This is a genomic window from Stenotrophomonas maltophilia, assembly GCF_900186865.1.
Classification (GTDB): Bacteria; Pseudomonadota; Gammaproteobacteria; order Xanthomonadales; family Xanthomonadaceae; genus Stenotrophomonas; species Stenotrophomonas maltophilia.
The window spans coordinates 2,412,169-2,430,242 of sequence record NZ_LT906480.1 but is presented as its reverse complement, the minus strand read 5'-3'; the positions used below and the strand labels follow the sequence as shown (position 1 = coordinate 2,430,242).

General features: G+C 68.5%; 14 protein-coding genes. All 14 read left to right on the top strand.

All coding sequences use genetic code 11. From position 1 onward, the window contains the following. Positions 1 to 131: 131 nt before the first annotated feature. The 14 genes from CKW06_RS11675 to CKW06_RS11610 all read left to right on the top strand — a co-directional run bounded on the left by CKW06_RS11675 (position 132) and on the right by CKW06_RS11610 (position 18,074). Positions 132 to 2,267 carry a putative bifunctional diguanylate cyclase/phosphodiesterase gene (locus tag CKW06_RS11675; RefSeq protein WP_024957807.1) on the top strand — a complete coding sequence of 712 codons (2,136 nt, stop codon included), beginning with the start codon at positions 132 to 134 and terminating at the stop codon, positions 2,265 to 2,267. A 116-nt stretch (positions 2,268 to 2,383) separates the two neighbouring features. After that, positions 2,384 to 4,633, top strand: a complete 2,250-nt coding sequence (locus CKW06_RS11670; protein ID WP_024957808.1) for a CocE/NonD family hydrolase — start codon at positions 2,384 to 2,386, stop codon at positions 4,631 to 4,633. Positions 4,634 to 4,717: 84 nt separating this feature from the next. Beyond that, positions 4,718 to 5,848: a flagellar biosynthesis protein FlhB gene (gene flhB, locus CKW06_RS11665; RefSeq protein WP_024957809.1), complete on the top strand. Its 1,131-nt coding sequence runs from the start codon at positions 4,718 to 4,720 to the stop codon at positions 5,846 to 5,848. 44 nt (positions 5,849 to 5,892) lie between these two features. Beyond that, positions 5,893 to 7,953, top strand: a complete 2,061-nt coding sequence (gene flhA, locus CKW06_RS11660; protein WP_174522842.1) for a flagellar biosynthesis protein FlhA — start codon at positions 5,893 to 5,895, stop codon at positions 7,951 to 7,953. Between the two features lie 145 nt (positions 7,954 to 8,098). Next, entirely contained in the window at positions 8,099 to 9,715 is a 1,617-nt protein-coding gene (flhF, locus tag CKW06_RS11655) for a flagellar biosynthesis GTPase FlhF (protein WP_024957811.1), read from the top strand. Then, positions 9,702 to 10,589 carry a MinD/ParA family ATP-binding protein gene (locus CKW06_RS11650; RefSeq protein WP_005409532.1) on the top strand — a complete coding sequence of 296 codons (888 nt, stop codon included), beginning with the start codon at positions 9,702 to 9,704 and terminating at the stop codon, positions 10,587 to 10,589. Before flhF ends, CKW06_RS11650 begins: the two co-directional genes overlap by 14 nt. Further along, on the top strand, positions 10,586 to 11,329 hold the full coding sequence (locus CKW06_RS11645; protein ID WP_005413248.1) for an RNA polymerase sigma factor FliA: 744 nt from the start codon (positions 10,586 to 10,588) through the stop codon (positions 11,327 to 11,329). The genes CKW06_RS11650 and CKW06_RS11645 overlap by 4 nt, the downstream gene beginning before the upstream one ends. Positions 11,330 to 11,386: 57 nt before the next feature. Then, positions 11,387 to 11,779: a chemotaxis response regulator CheY gene (cheY, locus tag CKW06_RS11640; protein WP_005413247.1), complete on the top strand. Its 393-nt coding sequence runs from the start codon at positions 11,387 to 11,389 to the stop codon at positions 11,777 to 11,779. After that, positions 11,779 to 12,384, top strand: coding sequence for a protein phosphatase CheZ (locus tag CKW06_RS11635; protein WP_010482455.1), 606 nt, complete (start codon positions 11,779 to 11,781; stop codon positions 12,382 to 12,384). The genes cheY and CKW06_RS11635 overlap by 1 nt, the downstream gene beginning before the upstream one ends. Before the next feature lie 2 nt (positions 12,385 to 12,386). After that, complete coding sequence (locus CKW06_RS11630) at positions 12,387 to 14,216, top strand: chemotaxis protein CheA (protein ID WP_024957812.1); 1,830 nt, start codon at positions 12,387 to 12,389, stop codon at positions 14,214 to 14,216. Positions 14,217 to 14,317: 101 nt separating this feature from the next. Next, on the top strand, positions 14,318 to 15,058 hold the full coding sequence (locus CKW06_RS11625) for a flagellar motor protein (protein ID WP_005409527.1): 741 nt from the start codon (positions 14,318 to 14,320) through the stop codon (positions 15,056 to 15,058). Position 15,059: 1 nt separating this feature from the next. Further along, the gene (motD, locus tag CKW06_RS11620) at positions 15,060 to 16,076 is read left to right on the top strand and encodes a flagellar motor protein MotD (protein ID WP_012480097.1); all 1,017 of its coding nucleotides are present in this window, start codon (positions 15,060 to 15,062) and stop codon (positions 16,074 to 16,076) included. Positions 16,077 to 16,080: 4 nt separating this feature from the next. Next, positions 16,081 to 16,863 (top strand): ParA family protein, encoded by a 783-nt coding sequence (locus CKW06_RS11615; protein ID WP_024957813.1) that lies wholly within the window; start codon positions 16,081 to 16,083, stop codon positions 16,861 to 16,863. Further along, a complete protein-coding gene (locus tag CKW06_RS11610) occupies positions 16,860 to 18,074 on the top strand; it encodes a chemotaxis protein CheW (protein ID WP_038645950.1) in 1,215 nt (404 codons plus the stop codon). The genes CKW06_RS11615 and CKW06_RS11610 overlap by 4 nt, the downstream gene beginning before the upstream one ends.

The window sequence follows — 18,074 nt, the reverse complement described above, 5'->3', positions numbered from 1 at the left end:
CCGGGTCTGCGCGCTAGAGTGAATGCGCGGCAACCGGGGGGATGCCGCACGTGGCCGCCGCCCTGCGTCGGCCTGCCTCATGCATGCCCCACCGTGGTTTCCGTCGACAGGCAGGTCCGGGAGACTGACGAATGCTGGTAGGCACGTACAACCCGTGGCTGGTGGCGATCTCGTTGCTGGTTGCCGTGATGGCGTCATACACCGCGCTGGCGATGGCCGGGCGCACGGTCACCGCACCCGGCAAGGGCGCGGCCTGGTGGTGGCGCCTCGGTGGTGGCTTCGCCATGGGCCTGGGCATCTGGTCGATGCACTTCATCGGCATGCTCGCCTTCGACCTGCCCATTCCGCTCGGCTACGACCTGCCGATCACCCTGCTCTCCCTGGCCCTGGCCATCGCCTCATCGGTGTTCGCGCTGTGGCTGGTTTCGCTGCGCACCCTGCCGCACCCACGCCTGGCCGGCGGGGCATTGCTGATGGGTACCGGCATTGCCGGCATGCACTACGTCGGCATGGCGGCGATGCGCATGCAACCCGGCATCGACTATGACCCGGGCTGGCTGCTGTTCTCGCTGATCGTGGCGGTCGCCGCCTCATGGACTGCGTTGTATGTGGCATTCCGCCTGCGCGCGCAGCGCACCCGTGTCGGCGACCGGCTGGCAGCCGCTGGCCTGCTCGGGCTGGCCATCGTTGGCATGCACTACACCGGCATGGCCGCCGCACGCTTTCCGGAAGGCAGCATCTGCGGCGCGGCGGTCGGCGATGGCCTGCAGAACGAGTGGCTGGCGATGCTGGTAGTGGTGCTGACGGTCGCGATCCTCGCGGTGGTGCTGGTGGTGTCCTGGCTGGACCAGCGGGTGGAGGCGCAGCTGCTGCGGCTGCGCAATTCCATGCTGAGCACTTCGTTGACCGATGCGCAGCAGGAACTGACCCAGGCCGCGTTGCATGATCCGCTCACCCGCCTGCCCAACCGCCTGCTGTTGCAGCGCCGCATCGTGCAGGCACTGGCCGAGGCCGAACAGGGCGGCAGCCGCTTCGCGGTGATGTTCATGGACCTGGACGGTTTCAAGCAGGTCAACGACGCCTATGGCCACCAGGCGGGTGACGCACTGCTGGTGGCGGTGGCCGAGCGCACCCGCCAGCTGCTGCGCCCCCATGACATGCTGGCGCGCCTGGGCGGCGACGAGTTCGTGCTGGTGGTGCGCATCGAGCACGATGAGGATCTGCCAACCCTCGCCCGGCGCATCCTGCAGGCGGTCGGCAGTGGACCGCTGCTGCCGGACAACGAACTGCAGGTAACCGCCAGCATCGGCGTGGCGATCTGCCCGGATCACGCCGCCAGCGAGCGGCAGCTGATGGCCTTTGCCGACGCGGCGATGTACCAGGCGAAGGAATCCGGGCGCAACGCCTTCGTGCTGTTCGCCGACTGGATGAATGACAGCGCCGAACAACAGTTCCGGCTGCTGGCCGACCTGCGCCGCGCCATCGGCAGCGAGCAGCTGTTCCTGCACTACCAGCCCAAGATCCGCGTGGCCACGCAGAAGGTGGCCGGTGCCGAAGCGTTGATCCGCTGGCACCATCCGGAGCATGGCCTGATTCCGCCCGATCGGTTCATCCGCCTGGCCGAGCGCAGCGGCGCGATCAACGAGATCGGGCGCTGGGCGCTGGACCAGGCCTGCCTGCAGCTGCGGCGCTGGCACGATGCCGGTCACGAAGGCTGGTCGATGTCGGTGAACCTGTCGCCGGTGCAGTTCAGTTCGCCGCACCTGCTGCAGGATGTGCGCGCGGTGATCGAACGCCACAACATCGCCCCGCGCCACCTGGTGCTGGAAATCACCGAAAGCACGGTGATGCGCGATACCGACACCAGCCTGCGCCTGCTGCAGGCGCTGTCGGCGCTGGGCGTAGGCATCTCCATCGATGACTTCGGCACCGGCTATTCCAGCCTGCTGTACCTGAAGCGGTTGCCGGCCACCGAAATCAAGATCGACCACGCCTTCGTGCGCGATCTGGAGCACAGTGCCGAGGATGTGGTGATCGTCTCGGCCATCGTGGCGCTGGGCCACGCGCTGGACATGGACATCGTCGCCGAAGGCGTGGAAACCGCCGCCCAGCGCGCCTACCTGGAGCGGCTGGGCTGCGATTACCTGCAGGGCTACCTGCTCGGCCGCCCGGTGGATGCGGCGCGCTTCATGCAACTGCACGACCTGCCCCGGCCGCGGGTGGAACTGGCGCAGAGCCCACCGCCCAGCGACAACGCCCCCCTGTAGCCGAGCCCGCGCCCGGCTCCCGCGGGGCATGGCCCGGCGCTACCATTGGTGTCGATCCCCGGTAGATCCGCGCCATGCGTGGATGAGCCGTCCCACTGTCATCCAAGGAAGCGTCCGTGGCCCTACGCACCACCCTTGCTGGCCTGTTGCTGGCCCTTGCTGTCGGCCAGGCCGCCGCCGCTGATCTGCCGTGGTCGTTGCCAGCCGATGCTTCCCCGGCCCAGGTCGACGCCGCCCTGCAGGTCCTCGGCAAGGGCGTGTTGAAGTCCCCCGGCCTGACCGATGCACAGCGCGGCCACGCGCTGTTGGCGATGGGTCAGACGGCCGAAGCGCGGCAATTCATCCAGCGGGTACGCACATCGCTGGCAAGCGACGGCGACACCGCGGCGATGCAGCGCTGGCTGCCGATGCTGCTGCTCGCCACTGCCGGCGAGCGGGACAACGCCGCTTATGTGCGTGCCTTCCACAGCACCTTCGCTGCCCTCGACGACGTCGACGCGGTGCAGGCCGATGCCGTGCTCTCGGCTGAACCGGCCCCGGTGCGCGCCCAGCTGGAGAAGGCCATCGCAGCGCAGGCGGGGGCCGCGACCGTCACCGAGGCCGTCGCCCTGGAACTGCTGCGCCTGCGGGCGGTACTGCGTGCACAGACCCTTGCCGCCGCACTGGCCCCTCCGCTGGTCGCGGCGGAAGAGCAGCGCCGCTTCGCCATCGACGATGCGCTGCGCATCCCCGTTGGCGATGGCGTCGTGCTGTCGGCGCAGCTGGCCCGCCCCCGCGCCGCGTCGGTGCCCCTGCCGACGGCAATGCTGTTCACCATCTACACCGACCCGCAGAAGAACCGGCAGAAGATGCTGCTGGCCGCCGCGCATGGCTACGCCGGCATCGTGGTCGATGCACGCGGCAAGGGTCGGGGCACCGGCACCATCGCGCCCTACGAACATGATGGCGAGGACGCCAACGCGGCCATCGACTGGATCAGTCGTCAATCGTGGAGCGATGGCCGGGTCGCCATGTATGGAGGCAGCTACGAGGGCTTCACCGCCTGGGCGGCGGCGCGCCATCACCATCCCGCATTGAAGACCATCGTGCCCTACGTTGCCGCCATCCCCGGCCAGGGCCTGCCGATGGAGAACAACGTGTTCCTGAGTGCCAACTACGGTTGGGCGTTCTATGTGGCCAATGGCCCGATGCTGGACAACGACACCTACAACCAGAACGAGCGCTGGTCGCAGTTGCCGCGCCGCTGGTATGCCTCCGGCCGCCCTTATCGGCAGATCGATCAGGTCGACGGCACGACCAACCCTTGGCTGCAACGCTGGCTCGATCACCCGGCGTACGACGCTTACTGGCAGTCGATGGTTCCCTATGGCGACCAGTTCGACGACATCCGCATCCCGGTGCTGACCATCACCGGGTACTACGACGACGGCCAGATCTCGGCACTGCAGTACTTCAAGGACCACCTGCGGCACCACCCCGATGCCGATCACTCCCTGCTGATCGGCCCCTATGACCACCGCGGTGCGCAGTCGGCGCTCAAGCCGATGCAGCTGCGTGGATACGACCTGGACGCCGTCGCGCAGTTCGACACGCCCGCACTGACCTTCCAGTGGCTGGACCATGTGCTGCGCGGCGCCCCTCGCCCGGCGCTGGTGCCCGACCGCGTGAACTACCAGCTGATGGGCGCCAACCGCTGGGGGCATGCGGCAACACTGGACGCCGCCGCGGGCGCTCACCACCGCTACCACCTGTCGGCCGCACCCGCTTCCGCCGATGGCTACCACCGCCTGCAGGAACAGCCGCCAGCGCCGGGCCAGCTGGGGCAGACCGTGGACCTGGCCGACCGCGGTGAAATGCGGCATGGCTACTACCCGTTCCCGATCATCGCGGCGCAGGACGAAAGGGATACCGCGCTGTCCTTTGCCACAGATCCCTTTACCGGCCCGATGGATCTGGTGGGCAGCTTCTCCGGAGACCTCAAGGTGCGCATCAACAAGCGCGACTTCGATTTCACCGTCACCCTGTACGAGCTGATGGCCGATGGACACCGGATGCAGCTGTCCTATTACATGGGCCGGGCCAGCCACGTGCGTGACCCGAGCACGCGCCAGCTGCTGCAGCCCGGCCAATGGACCCACCTGCCCTTCGATCGCACGCGCATGGTCGCCCGCCGCCTGGCTGCAGGCAGCCGCCTGTTGGTGAAGGTGGATGTGCTGAAGGACGCCATGCACCAGGTCAACCACGGCACCGGCCGCGATGTCAGCGACGAATCCGCCGCCGATGCGGGCGCCCCGCTGCAGGTGGATTGGCACAGCGACAGTGTTCTGACGATTCCCCTGCACCCCACCAGCGACACCCCCCAGTAGAGCCACGCCATGCGTGGATAGGCAACGGCCCATCACGGAACACTTCTTGCACGCACCCCGGCATCCCCTGCCGCAGTGCCTGTGATGTCCGAGAACGAATCCGCCGGCGAAAAGACCGAACAACCTACCGAAAAGCGCCTGCGCGACGCCCGTGAACAAGGCAACCTGCCGCGCTCGCGCGAACTTGGCACCGCCGCCGTGTTCGGTGCCGGCGTGCTGGCGGTGATGGCCATGAGCGGCTCGATCGGCCGTGGCGCCAGTGCCTGGATGAAGCACGCGCTCAGCCCGGAACAGGGCCTGCGGCAGAACCCGAAGGAACTGTTCGGCCACTTCGGCGACCTGCTGCTGCAGTTCATGCTGGTGATCGCACCGCTGGTGCTGGTCTGCCTGCTGGCCAGCTTCGTCGCCCCGTTGGTGATGGGCGGCCTGCGCTGGTCGCAGAAGGCGTTGCTGCCCGACATCAACCGCATGAACCCGATGAGCGGGCTCAAGCGCCTGTATGGCCCGGAGGCGATTGCCGAATTCACCAAATCGCTGCTGCGCGTGGCCTTCGTCGGCGTCGCCGCAGGGCTGGTGGTCTGGACCGGCTTCGACACCCTGCGCGGGCTGATCCACCACCCGCTGGAAACCGCCATCACCGATGGCCTGGGCTTCACCCTTCGCCTGCTGCTGGCCACCGCCGGCGCGATGCTGGTGCTGGCCGCCATCGATGCGCCCTACCAGCGCTGGAACTGGATGCGCAAACTGAAGATGACCCGTGAAGAGCTGCGCCGGGAAATGAAGGAAAGCGAGGGCAGCCCCGAGGTGAAGGGCCGCATCCGCCAGCTGCAGCAGCAGATGGCCAACCGCCGGATGATGGAGGCGGTACCCACCGCCGACGTGGTGGTGGTCAACCCGACGCACTACGCGGTGGCCCTGAAGTACGAGGGTGGGACCATGAATGCTCCCACCGTGGTCGCCCTGGGCGTGGATGAGACCGCCCTGCGCATCCGTGAGGTGGCCGACGGCAACAAGGTCGCGATCGTCTCCGCCCCGCCTTTGGCACGCGCCTTGTATCGGGAAGGCCAACTCGGAAAGGAAATCCCCGTGAGACTGTATTCGGCCGTCGCCCAGGTCCTGTCCTACGTCTACCAGCTGCGCGCCTGGCGCACTGGCCCGATGCCGGACGCCCCGCACATCCACGTGGATGAATTCGGCAAGGGAGGCCGCCCGTGAGCGCCCAGCCCTCCACCGGCTTCAACACCCGCCGTGCCCTGGAAATGATCCGCCAGGGCCTTGGCGCGCCGCTGATCGTGCTGGCCCTGCTGGCCATGGTCGTGGTGCCGCTGGCCGCGCCGGTGCTCGACGCTCTGTTCACCTTCAACATCGCCATCTCGCTGATGGTGCTGCTGGCGGTGGTCTACGTGAAGCGCCCGCTGGACTTCACCATCTTCCCGATCGTGCTGCTGATCACCACCATGCTGCGGCTGGCGCTGAACGTGGCCTCCACCCGCGTGATCCTGCTGAACGGCCAGAACGGCCACGACGCCGCCGGCAAGGTCATCGCCGCCTTCGGCGAATTCGTGATCGGCGGCAACTATGCGGTCGGCATCGTGGTGTTCGCGATCCTGACCATCATCAACTTCGTGGTCATCACCAAGGGCGCCGGCCGCGTTTCGGAAGTGACCGCGCGCTTCATCCTCGACGCGATGCCCGGCAAGCAGATGGCGATCGACGCCGACCTCAACGCCGGTTTGCTGACGCGTGAAGAAGCCAAGCTGCGCCGCGAGGAAGTCCGCGAGGAAGCCGACTTCTACGGCGCGATGGACGGTGCCAGCAAGTTCATCCGCGGTGACGCCATCGCCGGCATCCTGATCCTGTTCATCAACATGCTCGGCGGCCTGGCCGTGGGCGTGTTGCAGCATGGCATGCCGTTCGGCGAAGCCGCTGCCACCTACACCCTGCTGTCCATCGGTGACGGCCTGGTGGCGCAGCTGCCGGCCCTGCTGGTCTCCAGCGCGGTGGCGATGCTGGTGACCCGCGCCTCGCGCTCGCAGGACATGGCCCAGGCGATGACCGGCCAGGTGTTCGGCCAGTACCGCGCACTGGCGATCACCGCCGGCATCATCGGCGTGGTCGGCCTGGTGCCGGGCATGCCCAACGTCGCTTTCCTGACGCTGGCCGCGATCCTTGGCTTCATCGCCTGGAAGGTCTACCGCAAGGGCAAGGCCGCAGCCACCGACCCGGCAGCCGCCGGCAATGACGCGGCCGCACTCAACGCACTCGGCCGCCCGGCGGCACCTGCGCCGACCGCCGAACTGAGCTGGGACGAACTGCGCCCGGTCGACCCGCTGGGCCTGGAGGTCGGCTACCGGCTGATCCCGCTGGTGGACAGCAACCAGGGCGGCGAACTGATGGCGCGCATCAAGGGCGTGCGCCGCAAGCTGACCCAGGACGTTGGCTTCCTGATTCCCTCGGTGCACATCCGCGACAACCTGGAACTGCCGGCCAACGGCTACCGCGTGCTGGTGCATGGCGTGCCAGTGGCCACCGCCGAGATCCACCCGGACCGCGAACTGGCGCTGGACCCCGGAAGTGCCCTCGGCGCGCTGGAAGGCATCGCCGGCAAGGATCCCGCGTTCGGCCTGGATGCCACCTGGATCCAGCCGCACCAGCGTGCCCAGGCTGAAACGCTGGGCTACACCGTGGTCGACCCGGCCACCGTGGTGGCCACCCACCTCTCGCACCTGATCCGCGAACATGCGCCGGAACTGCTTGGCCACGAGGAAGTGCAGCACCTGCTGGCCAACCTGGCCAAGAGCGCGCCCAAGCTCGTCGAAGATCTGACGCCGAAGGCGCTGCCGCTGTCGGCGGTGGTGCGCGTGCTGCAGAACCTGCTGGTCGAGCGCATCCCGATCCGACAGCTGCGCAAGATCGCCGAGGCGCTGGTCGAACACGCGCCCAGCAGCCAGGACCCGGCGGTGCTGACCGCTGCCGTGCGCACCGCGCTGGGCCGCTTCATCGTGCAGGAGATCGCCGGAATGTCGGCGGAGCTGCCGGTGTTCACCCTCAACCCGCAATTGGAACGTGTCTTGCAGGAGTCCACGCAGGGCAACGGCGCCGCGCTGGAACCCGGACTCGCAGAGCGACTGCACCAGAGCCTGGCCGAATGTGTCAGCAAGCAGGAAGCGCGAAACGAGCCGGCGGTCGTGCTGGTACCGGGCCCGGTGCGCGCCGCGCTGGCGCGCCTGGTCCGCCACAGCGTTCCGTCGTTGTCGGTCCTGGCCTACAGCGAGGTGCCGGAGGACAAGCGCCTGAAGCTGGTCGGAACGATCAGCTGACGCCGCCCACCGATGCGCCAGAAAACAGACACCACCTTCGAACCAACGCAACAGACAGATACCAAGGGGAACCCGCACCGTGCAGACCACCGACCACCCGAGTTCTCCGACCGCCACCCCGCCGTCTTCGTCCCGTGACCACAGCATGAAAATCAAACGATTCGTCGCCGCCGACATGCGCTCGGCCATGAACCTGGTGCGCAAGGAACATGGTCCTGACGCCGTGATCCTGTCCAACCGCCGGATCGAGGAAGGCGTCGAGATCGTCGCCGCGGCCAACTACGACGAGAGCGCCGTGCAGCGTGCACTGGAAGCCTCGCGCCGTGATGTCGCACCGCCGCCGGCACCCAAGCCGCGCACCGCCGCCGACGCGGTGATCGCCGCTGTCACCCGCCGCCGCAGCAGCACCCCGGCGCCGGAACCGGTCGCCGCCACCACCTCGGCGGTGGCCGCCCTCGCCCGTGCGGCCGTTGGGGCCACCGGCCGTACCCTGGACAGCGCCGACGAGATCGTGCCGACTCGTGGCAGCACTGGCTTCGCCGCCACCCTGGCGCGCGCCGCCGTCAACGAACCGGCGCTACCCGAACAGAGCTTCGCCCCGTTCGCCGAGGCCATCGTTGCACCGGCCGCTACCGTGCCGGCCAACCGCGCCCGCTTCCAGATCGACCCGCCGCACGACATCCATCACGAAAGCGTGGCCCCGGCCGTGCAGCCGCCGCCGCTGCCGACCGCTGCCGTGACCGAAGCGCAGCCCGGGATCGCCGCCAGCGAACCGGCAGCGGTCGAAGCCGCCGGCGAAGCCAGCCCGGCCCCCATGCTGGCCCCGGCACCGACGCTGACCGTGGTTGCCCAGGACGACGCCGAGATCCGCCAGCTGCGCCAGGAAGTGGCCGGCATGCGCCAGGTGATCGAGCGCGAGATGAACCGCTTCACCGACGAGCGCCTGCGTGGCAGCCCGGTGCGCGCCACCGCGCTGGACCTGATGGACGAGTACGGTTTCGACGCCGGGCTGGCCCGCGACGTGGCCATGCAGATCCCGCTGGAGACCGAAGCCCATCGTGGCCGCGGCCTGATGCTGGGGCTGATCTCGCGCAAGCTGCCGATCGCCCCGGTCGACCCGCTGGAAGAAGGCGGCGTGATCGCCCTGGTCGGCCCGACCGGCGCCGGCAAGACCACCACCATCGCCAAGCTGGCCTCGCGCTTCGCCGAGAAGCATGCGCCGCGCGATGTGGCCCTGGTGACCACCGACACCACCCGCATCGGCGCCCGCGAGCAGCTGTACGGCTACGGCCGCCAGCTCGGCATCGCGGTGCACGAGGCCAACAGCGGCACCGACCTGGACCAGCTGCTGGAACGCCTGAAGGACTACAAGCTGGTGCTGATCGACACCGCCGGCCTGGGCCCGCGCGACCGCGCGCTGGCCGCGCAGCTGCAGTGGCTGCGCGCCGCCCGCCAGGTACGCACCCTGCTGGTGCTGCCGGCCAACACCAGCTTCGGCGACATGGACGAGGTGGTCCGCCGCTTCGGCGCCGCCAACCTGCAGGGCCTGGTGCTGAGCAAGCTGGACGAGACCGGCCGCTTCGGCAACGCCCTGTCAGTGGCCGTGGACCACGCCCTCCCGATCACCTGGGTGACCGATGGCCAGGACGTTCCGGAGGACCTGCACCGGGCCAGTGCGGCCAATCTCGTACTTCGCCTTGAAGATTTGCGCCGCGCGGCCGATATGCCCTGCAACCCGGAGTTGAACCATGCCGTCGCGTGAGTACGCCAAGCTGACCAAGACCTTCCCGCTGTCGGCCACCCGCAGCGAGCCGCTCGGCCCTGTGCGCACCATTGCCGTCACTGGCGGCAAGGGCGGCGTGGGCAAGACGAATGTGTCCGCCAACCTGGCGGTGGCACTGGCCGGCATGGGCAAGCGCACGCTGCTGCTGGACGCCGACCTGGGCCTGGCCAACATCGACGTGATCCTGGGGCTGAACCCGACCTTCACGCTGGCCGACCTGGTCGCCGGCCGCTGCTCGCTGGACGACGTCATCGTCGAAGGCCCGAACGGCGTGCTGGTGGTGCCGGCCGCGTCCGGCCGCCGGCACATGGCAGAGCTGGCCCCGGCAGAGCACGTCGGCCTGGTCAACGTGTTCTCCGAGCTGGAACGCGAACTGGACATCATGGTGGTGGACACCGCCGCAGGCATCACCGACGGCGTGCTGACCTTCTGCCAGGCCGCGCAGGACACCGTGGTGGTGGTCTGTGACGAGCCGGCCTCGATCACCGACGCCTACGCGCTGATCAAGGTGCTGTCGCGCGAACGCGGCGTGGACCGCATCCAGGTAGTGGCCAACATGGTGCGCGACCCCAACGAGGGCCGCGTGCTGTACGAAAAGCTGACCCGCGTCTGCGAGAAATTCCTCGCCGATGTCTCGCTGAACTACCTGGGCTGCGTGCCGCAGGACGACTGGCTGCGCCTGTCGGTGCAGCGCCAGCAGCCGGTGGTGAAGGCCTACCCGTCCAGCCCTGCCGCGCTGGCGATCACCGAGATCGCGCGTCGCACCGCACGCTGGCAGGCGCCGACCGAACCGCGTGGCGGCGTCGAGTTCTTCCTCGAGCGCATCCTCAAGCAGCGCGGGGTGGCCGCATGAAAGGCGCAGCCCAGTACAGGGAAGTCCAGCGCTCGGCGGCCAACGAGGTCATCGCCCAGCATTCGGACCTGGTGCGGCGCATCGCCCACCACCTGGCCGCGCGGTTGCCGGCCAGCGTTGAAGTGGACGACCTGATCCAGGCCGGCATGATGGGCCTGATCGAAGCGTCGCGCAGCTACGACGCCGACCAGGGCGCCTCGTTCGAGACCTATGCCTCGATCCGCATCCGGGGTTCGATGATCGACGAGATCCGCCGTGGCGACTGGGTGCCGCGCTCCGTGCACCGCCGTGCACGCGATGCCGCCGCCACCATCCGCCGCCTGGAACAGAGCAGCGGCCGCGCCGCCAGCGCCACCGAAGTGGCCGCCGCGATGGAGATGCCGCTGCCCGAATACCTGCGGTTGATGGAAGACGCCGCACGTGGCCAGGTGCTGAGCCTGGAGTCGCGCATCGAGGACCAGGGCGAGCTGGACACCGTCGCCCAGGGCGGCCCGACCCCGCAGCAGGTACTGGAGCGTGGTGAGTTCGGCCGCGAGCTGGGCAAGGCCATCGGCCACCTGCCCGAGCGCGAACAGCTGGTGCTCTCGCTCTACTACGAGCAGGAACTGAACCTGAAGGAGATCGGCGCAGTGCTCGGCGTGAGCGAGTCGCGGGTCTGCCAGATCCACGGCCAGGCGGTGCTGCGCCTGCGTGGCCGGCTCAAGATTTTCGAGGCGGCGGACGCCGGCCTGGAAGAATGAACATGCCCGAGGCGGCTGCCCCCGGCCGCCCGGAATGAACAACAAAGGAACTCTGCTTTGAACAAGAACATGCGCATCCTGATCGTCGATGACTTCTCGACCATGCGTCGGATCGTCAAGAACCTGCTGGGCGATCTGGGCTTCACCAATACCGCCGAAGCCGAGGACGGGCATGCCGCGCTGTCGCTGCTGCAGAGCCAGCCGTTCGATTTCGTGGTCACCGACTGGAACATGCCGGTGATGACCGGCATCGAGCTGCTGAAGGCGATCCGTGCCGATGCCAAGCTGAAGACCCTGCCAGTGCTGATGGTCACCGCCGAAGCCAAGCGCGAACAGATCATCGAAGCCGCCCAGAACGGCGTGAACGGCTACATCATCAAGCCGTTCACTGCGCAGACGCTGGAAGAGAAGCTCGGCAAGATCTTCGAACGCCTGGCGGCCAGCGCCTGATGGATACCACGGTCGACAAGAGCGCCCTCGCCCTGCGCCTGCAGGAAGCCCTGGACGCACTCGAGTCCGGTGACGAGGCCGCCTGGCGGCAGCGCATCGACGGACTGGTCGCGCTGCGAACGCAGCCGATGATGAGCGGCCTCTCGCGGCTGGCCCGCGAGCTGGGGCAGGCACTGGGTGAGCTGCCGACCGTGCCCAGCGAGGCCGGTGAGCTGGACGACGCCTGCGCACGCCTGGACCACGTGGTGGCCATGACCGAACAGGCCACGCACCGTACCCTGGACCTGGCCGAGGAATGCCGCAGCCTGACTGAACAGCTGCGTGCTGAAGGCCTGCAGCCGGGCCAGGACGCGCAGCTCGAGCGCATCCGCCACAACCTGACCGAGATCGCCCTGACCCAGAGCTACCAGGACCTGACCGGGCAGATCATCCGTCGCGTGGTCGGCATCGTCCGCCGCGTGCACGAGGGCTTCGGCGCACTCGGCCTGCCGCCGGAACAGCATCGCACCGACCCGGAACTGGCCGGGCCGGCACTGAAGGGACTGGACCGCCACGCGGTCTCGCAGAACGACGCCGACGACCTGTTGTCGGATCTGGGGCTGTAAGCATGAGCGCGGTATCCGACGACATCACTGCCGATTTCATCATCGAGGCACAGGAAATCCTGGATCGCCTGGGCGAACAGCTGGTGTCGCTGGAGCAGGCACCGCAGGACACCGAGCAGCTCAACGCGGTGTTCCGTGGATACCACACGCTCAAGGGCGGTGCCGGCTTCCTTGGCGTCACCGCGATGGTCGAACTGTGCCACGCCGCTGAAGAGGCCCTGGGCATCGCGCGTGCCGGGCAGGCGGTGCTGCAGGCCCACCACTTCGACGCCGCCCAGCAATCGCTGGACTACCTGCAGTCGATGCTGGACGCCGTGTCCTCCGGCACCGAGCCAGGCTATGCGCCGCCGGACCTGATCACGCAGTTCGACATGAACGGTGGCACTGCCGCGCCGGTCGCTGCGGCCGCCCCTGCGGCAGGTGGCAGCGACCTGATCACCGACGACGAATTCGAGGCCCTGCTCGACCAGCTGCATGGCGGCAACGCACCGACCGCGGTCGCGCCGACCAGGAAGACCGACGACGGCCTGATCAGCGAAGACGAGTTCGAAGCGCTGCTGGACCAGCTGCACGGCGGCGCTGCGCCAGGCGCGAAGCCTGCTGCCACCGTCGCGGCGGCGCCTGCCGCTGCACCGCGCCCAGCGCCCGTACCGGCGCCCGCCGCCAAGCCGGCGGCCAAGCCGATGGCCGAGGCCGAGCACACCGTGCGCGTGGACACCAAGCGCCTGGATGCGATCGTCAACCTGATCGGCGAACTGGTGCTTTCCCGCAACCGCCTGAAGACCCTGCGTGCACGCCTGCGCGACGAGGAGCTGGACCGCGCCGTATCGACGCTGGACATCGCCACTGCCCGCCTGCAGTCGGCGGTGATGCGTACCCGCATGCAGCCGGTGGGCAAGGTGTTCTCGCGCTTCCCCAAGGTCGCCCGCGACGTCGCCCGCTCGCTGAAGAAGGAAGTGGACCTGGAGCTGGTCGGCGCCGAAACCGAACTCGACCGCAACCTGGTCGAAGCACTGGCCGATCCGCTGGTGCACCTGGTCCGCAACGCCATCGACCATGGCGTGGAAATGCCCGACCTGCGCGAAGCACAAGGCAAGCCGCGGATGGGCCATGTACGCCTGTCGGCGCAGCAGGAAGGCGACTACGTCAGCATCGAGGTGCAGGACGATGGCGCCGGCATCGACCCGGAGAAGCTGCGCGCGAAGGCGCGTGAGAAAGGCCTGATCGATCCGGAAGCCGCCGCCCGCCTGAGCAGCGAGGAATGCCTGCACCTGGTGTTCCTGCCCGGCTTCTCGACCAAGCAGCAGGTCACCGACATCTCCGGCCGTGGCGTCGGCATGGACGTGGTGCAGTCGCGCATCCGCGAACTGAGCGGCCAGATCCAGATCCAGTCGGAACTGGGTCGTGGCAGCCGCTTCCTGATCCGCGTGCCGCTCACCCTCGCGATCCTGCCGACCCTGCTGGTGCAGGCCGGCGAGGACGTCTACGCGCTACCGCTGGCACGCGTGATGGAAGTGCTGCACGCGCCGCGCACCTCGCTGGGCTGGTTCGATGGCCGCGCCGTGCTTGATCGCCGCTCGCACACCCTGCCGCTGGTCGACCTGCGCCAGTGGCTGGATGTGACGCCGGCCGCGTCAACCCTGCTGACCATCGTGGTGCTGCAGGCCGGCGAAGCGCGCTTCGGCCTGGTCGTGGACCAGGTGCGCGGGCGCGAGGAAGTGGTCATCAAGCCACTGCCAAAAGCCCTGCGCGGCCTGCGCGGTTATGCCGGTGCAACGTTGATCGGCGATGGTCGCATGGCACTGATCCTGGACGTGGACGGCATACGCTGAACGCCGCCGGGCAAGGCCCGGCGACCCGAAAACTGTGACTACCGTCTGTACGCATTCTCCCGGTGTCTCAAGTCCCATTCATACAAGCCGATACCGGAACCATGGATAGACTCAGCCTCATTGGACTCTTTCTCGCCCTGGCCTCGCTGGTCGGTGGCAGCATCCTCAAGGGCGCCGGCCTGGCGTCGCTGTGGTCGCCTGCGGCGTTCGTGATCGTCATCGTCGGTACCGTTGCCGCGATCCTGCTTCACACCTCGCCGGCGGTGTTCAAGCATGCGTTCAAGATCGTGCGCTGGGTCGTGCGCCCGCCGCACAGCGATCGCCGCGAACTGATCCAGCAGATCGTCGAGTGGAGCAACATCGCCCGCCGCCAGGGCCTGCTGGGCCTGGAATCGCAGGTGGAAGCGCAGCAGGACCCGTTCCTGCGCAAGGGCCTGCAGCTGCTGGTGGACGGCGTTGAACCCGAATCGATGCGTCACATGCTGGAGATCGAACTGGGCAGCCAGGAGCACCAGGACCAGGCCGGTGCCAAGGTCTTCGAAGCGATGGGCATCTACGCGCCCACGCTCGGCATCATCGGTGCCGTTCTCGGCCTGATCGCGGTGATGAAGAACCTGGCCGACCCGAGCAAACTCGGCCACGGCATCGCCGCCGCGTTCACCGCCACCATCTACGGCATCGCCTCGGCCAATCTGCTGTTCCTGCCGATCGCCGCCAAGCTCAAGAGCGTGATCTCGCACAACACCCGCGACCGCGAAATGGTCATTGAAGGCCTGATTTCGATCGCCCAGGGCGAGAACCCGCGCAACATCGAAACCAACCTCTCCGGCTTCCTGCACTGACATGGCCCGCCGCAAGCACCACGAAGAGCACGCCAACCATGAAGCATGGGCGATCCCCTATGCCGACCTGATGACGTTGCTGCTCGCCTTCTTCGTGGTCATGTACGCGATCTCCTCGGTCAACGAGGGCAAGTACCGGATCATGGCCGACGCGCTCACCGATGCCTTCGGCGGCGCACCGCGCACCATCAATCCGGTGCAGGTGGGTAACAAGCAGGTGCAGGGTGGCGGCTGGGACAGCCCCTCGGTGATCAAGTCCGGCACCAAGATCGGCCCCTCCGCCCCCGCGCCGTCGCACGACCCGACCCTGCTGCCGTCGATGGCCTCGCAGATGCGCATGCCGGTCTCCGTGCACAACCAGGAACAGATCGCGCGTGCCGAGCGCCAGCTCAACAGCATCGCCGACCGCCTCACCGCGGCACTGGCGCCGCTGATCGACCGCGGCATGATCAGCGTGCGCCGCACCGAGTTGTGGATCGAAGTGGAGATCAACAGCGACATCCTGTTCCCCACCGGCTCGGCCGCGCTGGACGTGCATGCACGGCAGACGCTGGCCAGCCTGGCCGAGGTGCTGCGCGACGTGCCCAACAGCGTGCGCGTGGAAGGCCATACCGACAACGTGCCGATCGCCACCGCCACCTTCCCTTCGAACTGGGAACTGTCGGCCGGACGCGCCGCCAGCGTGGTGCACCTGTTCGCCGACCAGGGCGTGCAGCCATCACGGCTGGCGATGGTTGGCTATGGCCAGTTCCGTCCGCGCGAAGAGAACGACAGCGCGCAGGGGCGCAACCGCAACCGCCGGGTGATGGTCATCATCCTGGCCGACACCTCGCACTCGGTGGATCCGCTTGGCCAGCGCCTCAATGCGGCCACCGGCGCCGTCGACGACAACACCACCGAACAGGCCGCCGCAACTCCGGCTACCGCCCCCACCTCCCCCATCGCACCGGTGAAGTTGCCGCCGGTGCCGGCTGGCAGCCGCGTCGGCGCCGCCGTTCCCCCGGCAATGAAGGAGTAAACCGATGCGCATCTGGGCAGTCGCCAACCAGAAGGGCGGAGTCGGCAAGACCACCACCACCCTCGCCCTCGGCCGCGGCCTGGCCGCACTTGGCCATCGCGTGCTGCTGATCGACCTCGATCCGCATGCCTCGCTCAGCCGCGCCTTCGGCGTGCCGGTGGATCCGCCACCGGCGGGCGTGCTGGAACTGTTCGGCGCCCCGCCGGCCGATCTTTCCAGCCTGTGCCATGCCAGCAGCATCCACGGCCTGGACTACGTCTGCGCGCAGTCGGCGCTGGCCACGCTGGAGCGCCGCAGCGCCAACCAGCCCGGCCTCGGCCTGGCCCTGCAGAACGCACTGGCGCGTCACCAGGGCCAGCACGACTACATACTGCTGGACTGTGCCCCCACCCTTGGCCTGTTGATGATCAACGCGCTGGCCGCTGCCGACCGCCTGATCATTCCCACCCAGGCAGAGCCGCTGGCCCTGCATGGCCTGGACGGCATGGTCCGCACCGGCGAGATGGTCGAGCGCTCGCGCCGCCGCCCGCTGCCGATCTCGATCCTGCCGACCCTGTTCGACCGCCGCACCCGCGCCGGCAACGAGTCGCTGCGCACGATGCAGGATCGCCAGGGCACCCGCGTGTGGGAAGACGCCATTCCGATCGACACCCGCATCAGCAATGCCGCAGGCCTGACCCTGCCCAGCGTTGGTGAGGACTACCCGGGCCGCGGCCTGGCCGCCTATCGCCGCGCACTGAACTGGATCCTCGGTGAGGATGCCCGTGCCTTGGAGCAGGCCGCATGAACAGCACCGGCGTACTGGACGACTACCTGGACGAACTGCTGGGCGAAGCGATCGCCCCGGCGGCCGTCGTGCTGCCAACGCCGGACAGCGCCGCCCCGGCTCCGGACAGCACATCGGAACCGGAACGCGAGCCGACCTGGGATGACCTGCCGGCCGAGGTGATCTACGAAACCGACACCGTTGCCGCGGGGCCTGCCGTGGACAACGCCGCGCTCGAAGCCGCCTTCGAGGCGGCCACAACGGCCGAGCGCGAACCCACCTGGGACGATCTGCCCCCCGAAGTGATCTATGAGACGGACACTGTTGCCGCTGCCCCGGCACAGGACGAGGCAGCACTGGAAGCCGCCTTCGAGGCCGCCGCAATGCCGGTCGCCGCTCCCGAGCGCGAACCGACCAGGGATGACCTGCCTGACGAGGTGATCCACGAGACGGCCCCGGCCAAGACCGGCCCGGAGCCCACCTGGGACGACCTGCCCGACGAAGTGATCTACGAGACCGACGCGGCCGACAGCCATCAGCTCGCCCACACTGACAGCCCCGGTCTGCAGGCTGCGTTCGAAGCCGCTGCTGGTGGCGAGGATGTCCCCACGCCGCCACCGGCCGTGGTTGCGCCCCCGGCACCGCGCCCTGCACCCGCGCCCGCCCCGGCCGCGCGTGCTGCCGCCGCGCCGCCGCCCCGCGTTGCCCTGGATGCCCCGGCCACCAACCGTCCCGGTACCTGGCAGGAGCTGCAGGCGCAGGCGCACCAGCCCGCCAGCAGCCCGCACCCGCAGAACCGCCGCGCCGGCGAGCGCACCTCGCGCTGGCTGCGCCTGCGCTGCGGGACCCAGGCCTATGCGCTGGAACTGCTGAAAGTGCAGGAAGTGGTGTTGCCGGTGCCACTGCTGCCGTTGCGTGGCACGGCACCGGCGATGCTCGGGATCATGAACCTGCGTGGCCAGGTGGTGCCGGTGATGGACCTCGGCCTGCACCTCGGCGCCGCAGCGGCAGAAGACGATGCCCAGACCCGCATCGTGGTGCTGGAAGAGGACGGCGAGACCATCGGCCTGCGCGTGTCGACAGTGGAAGATGTCGCCAACCTCACCGATTCACAGATCGAACCCCCGGATACCGCCCGCATCTGCCAGATCTCCAATGATCTGTTCCGCGGCGTCGCCCGGGTCAGCCAGCGCCCGATGATCCTGCTGGACGCCACACGGCTGTTGAGTTGA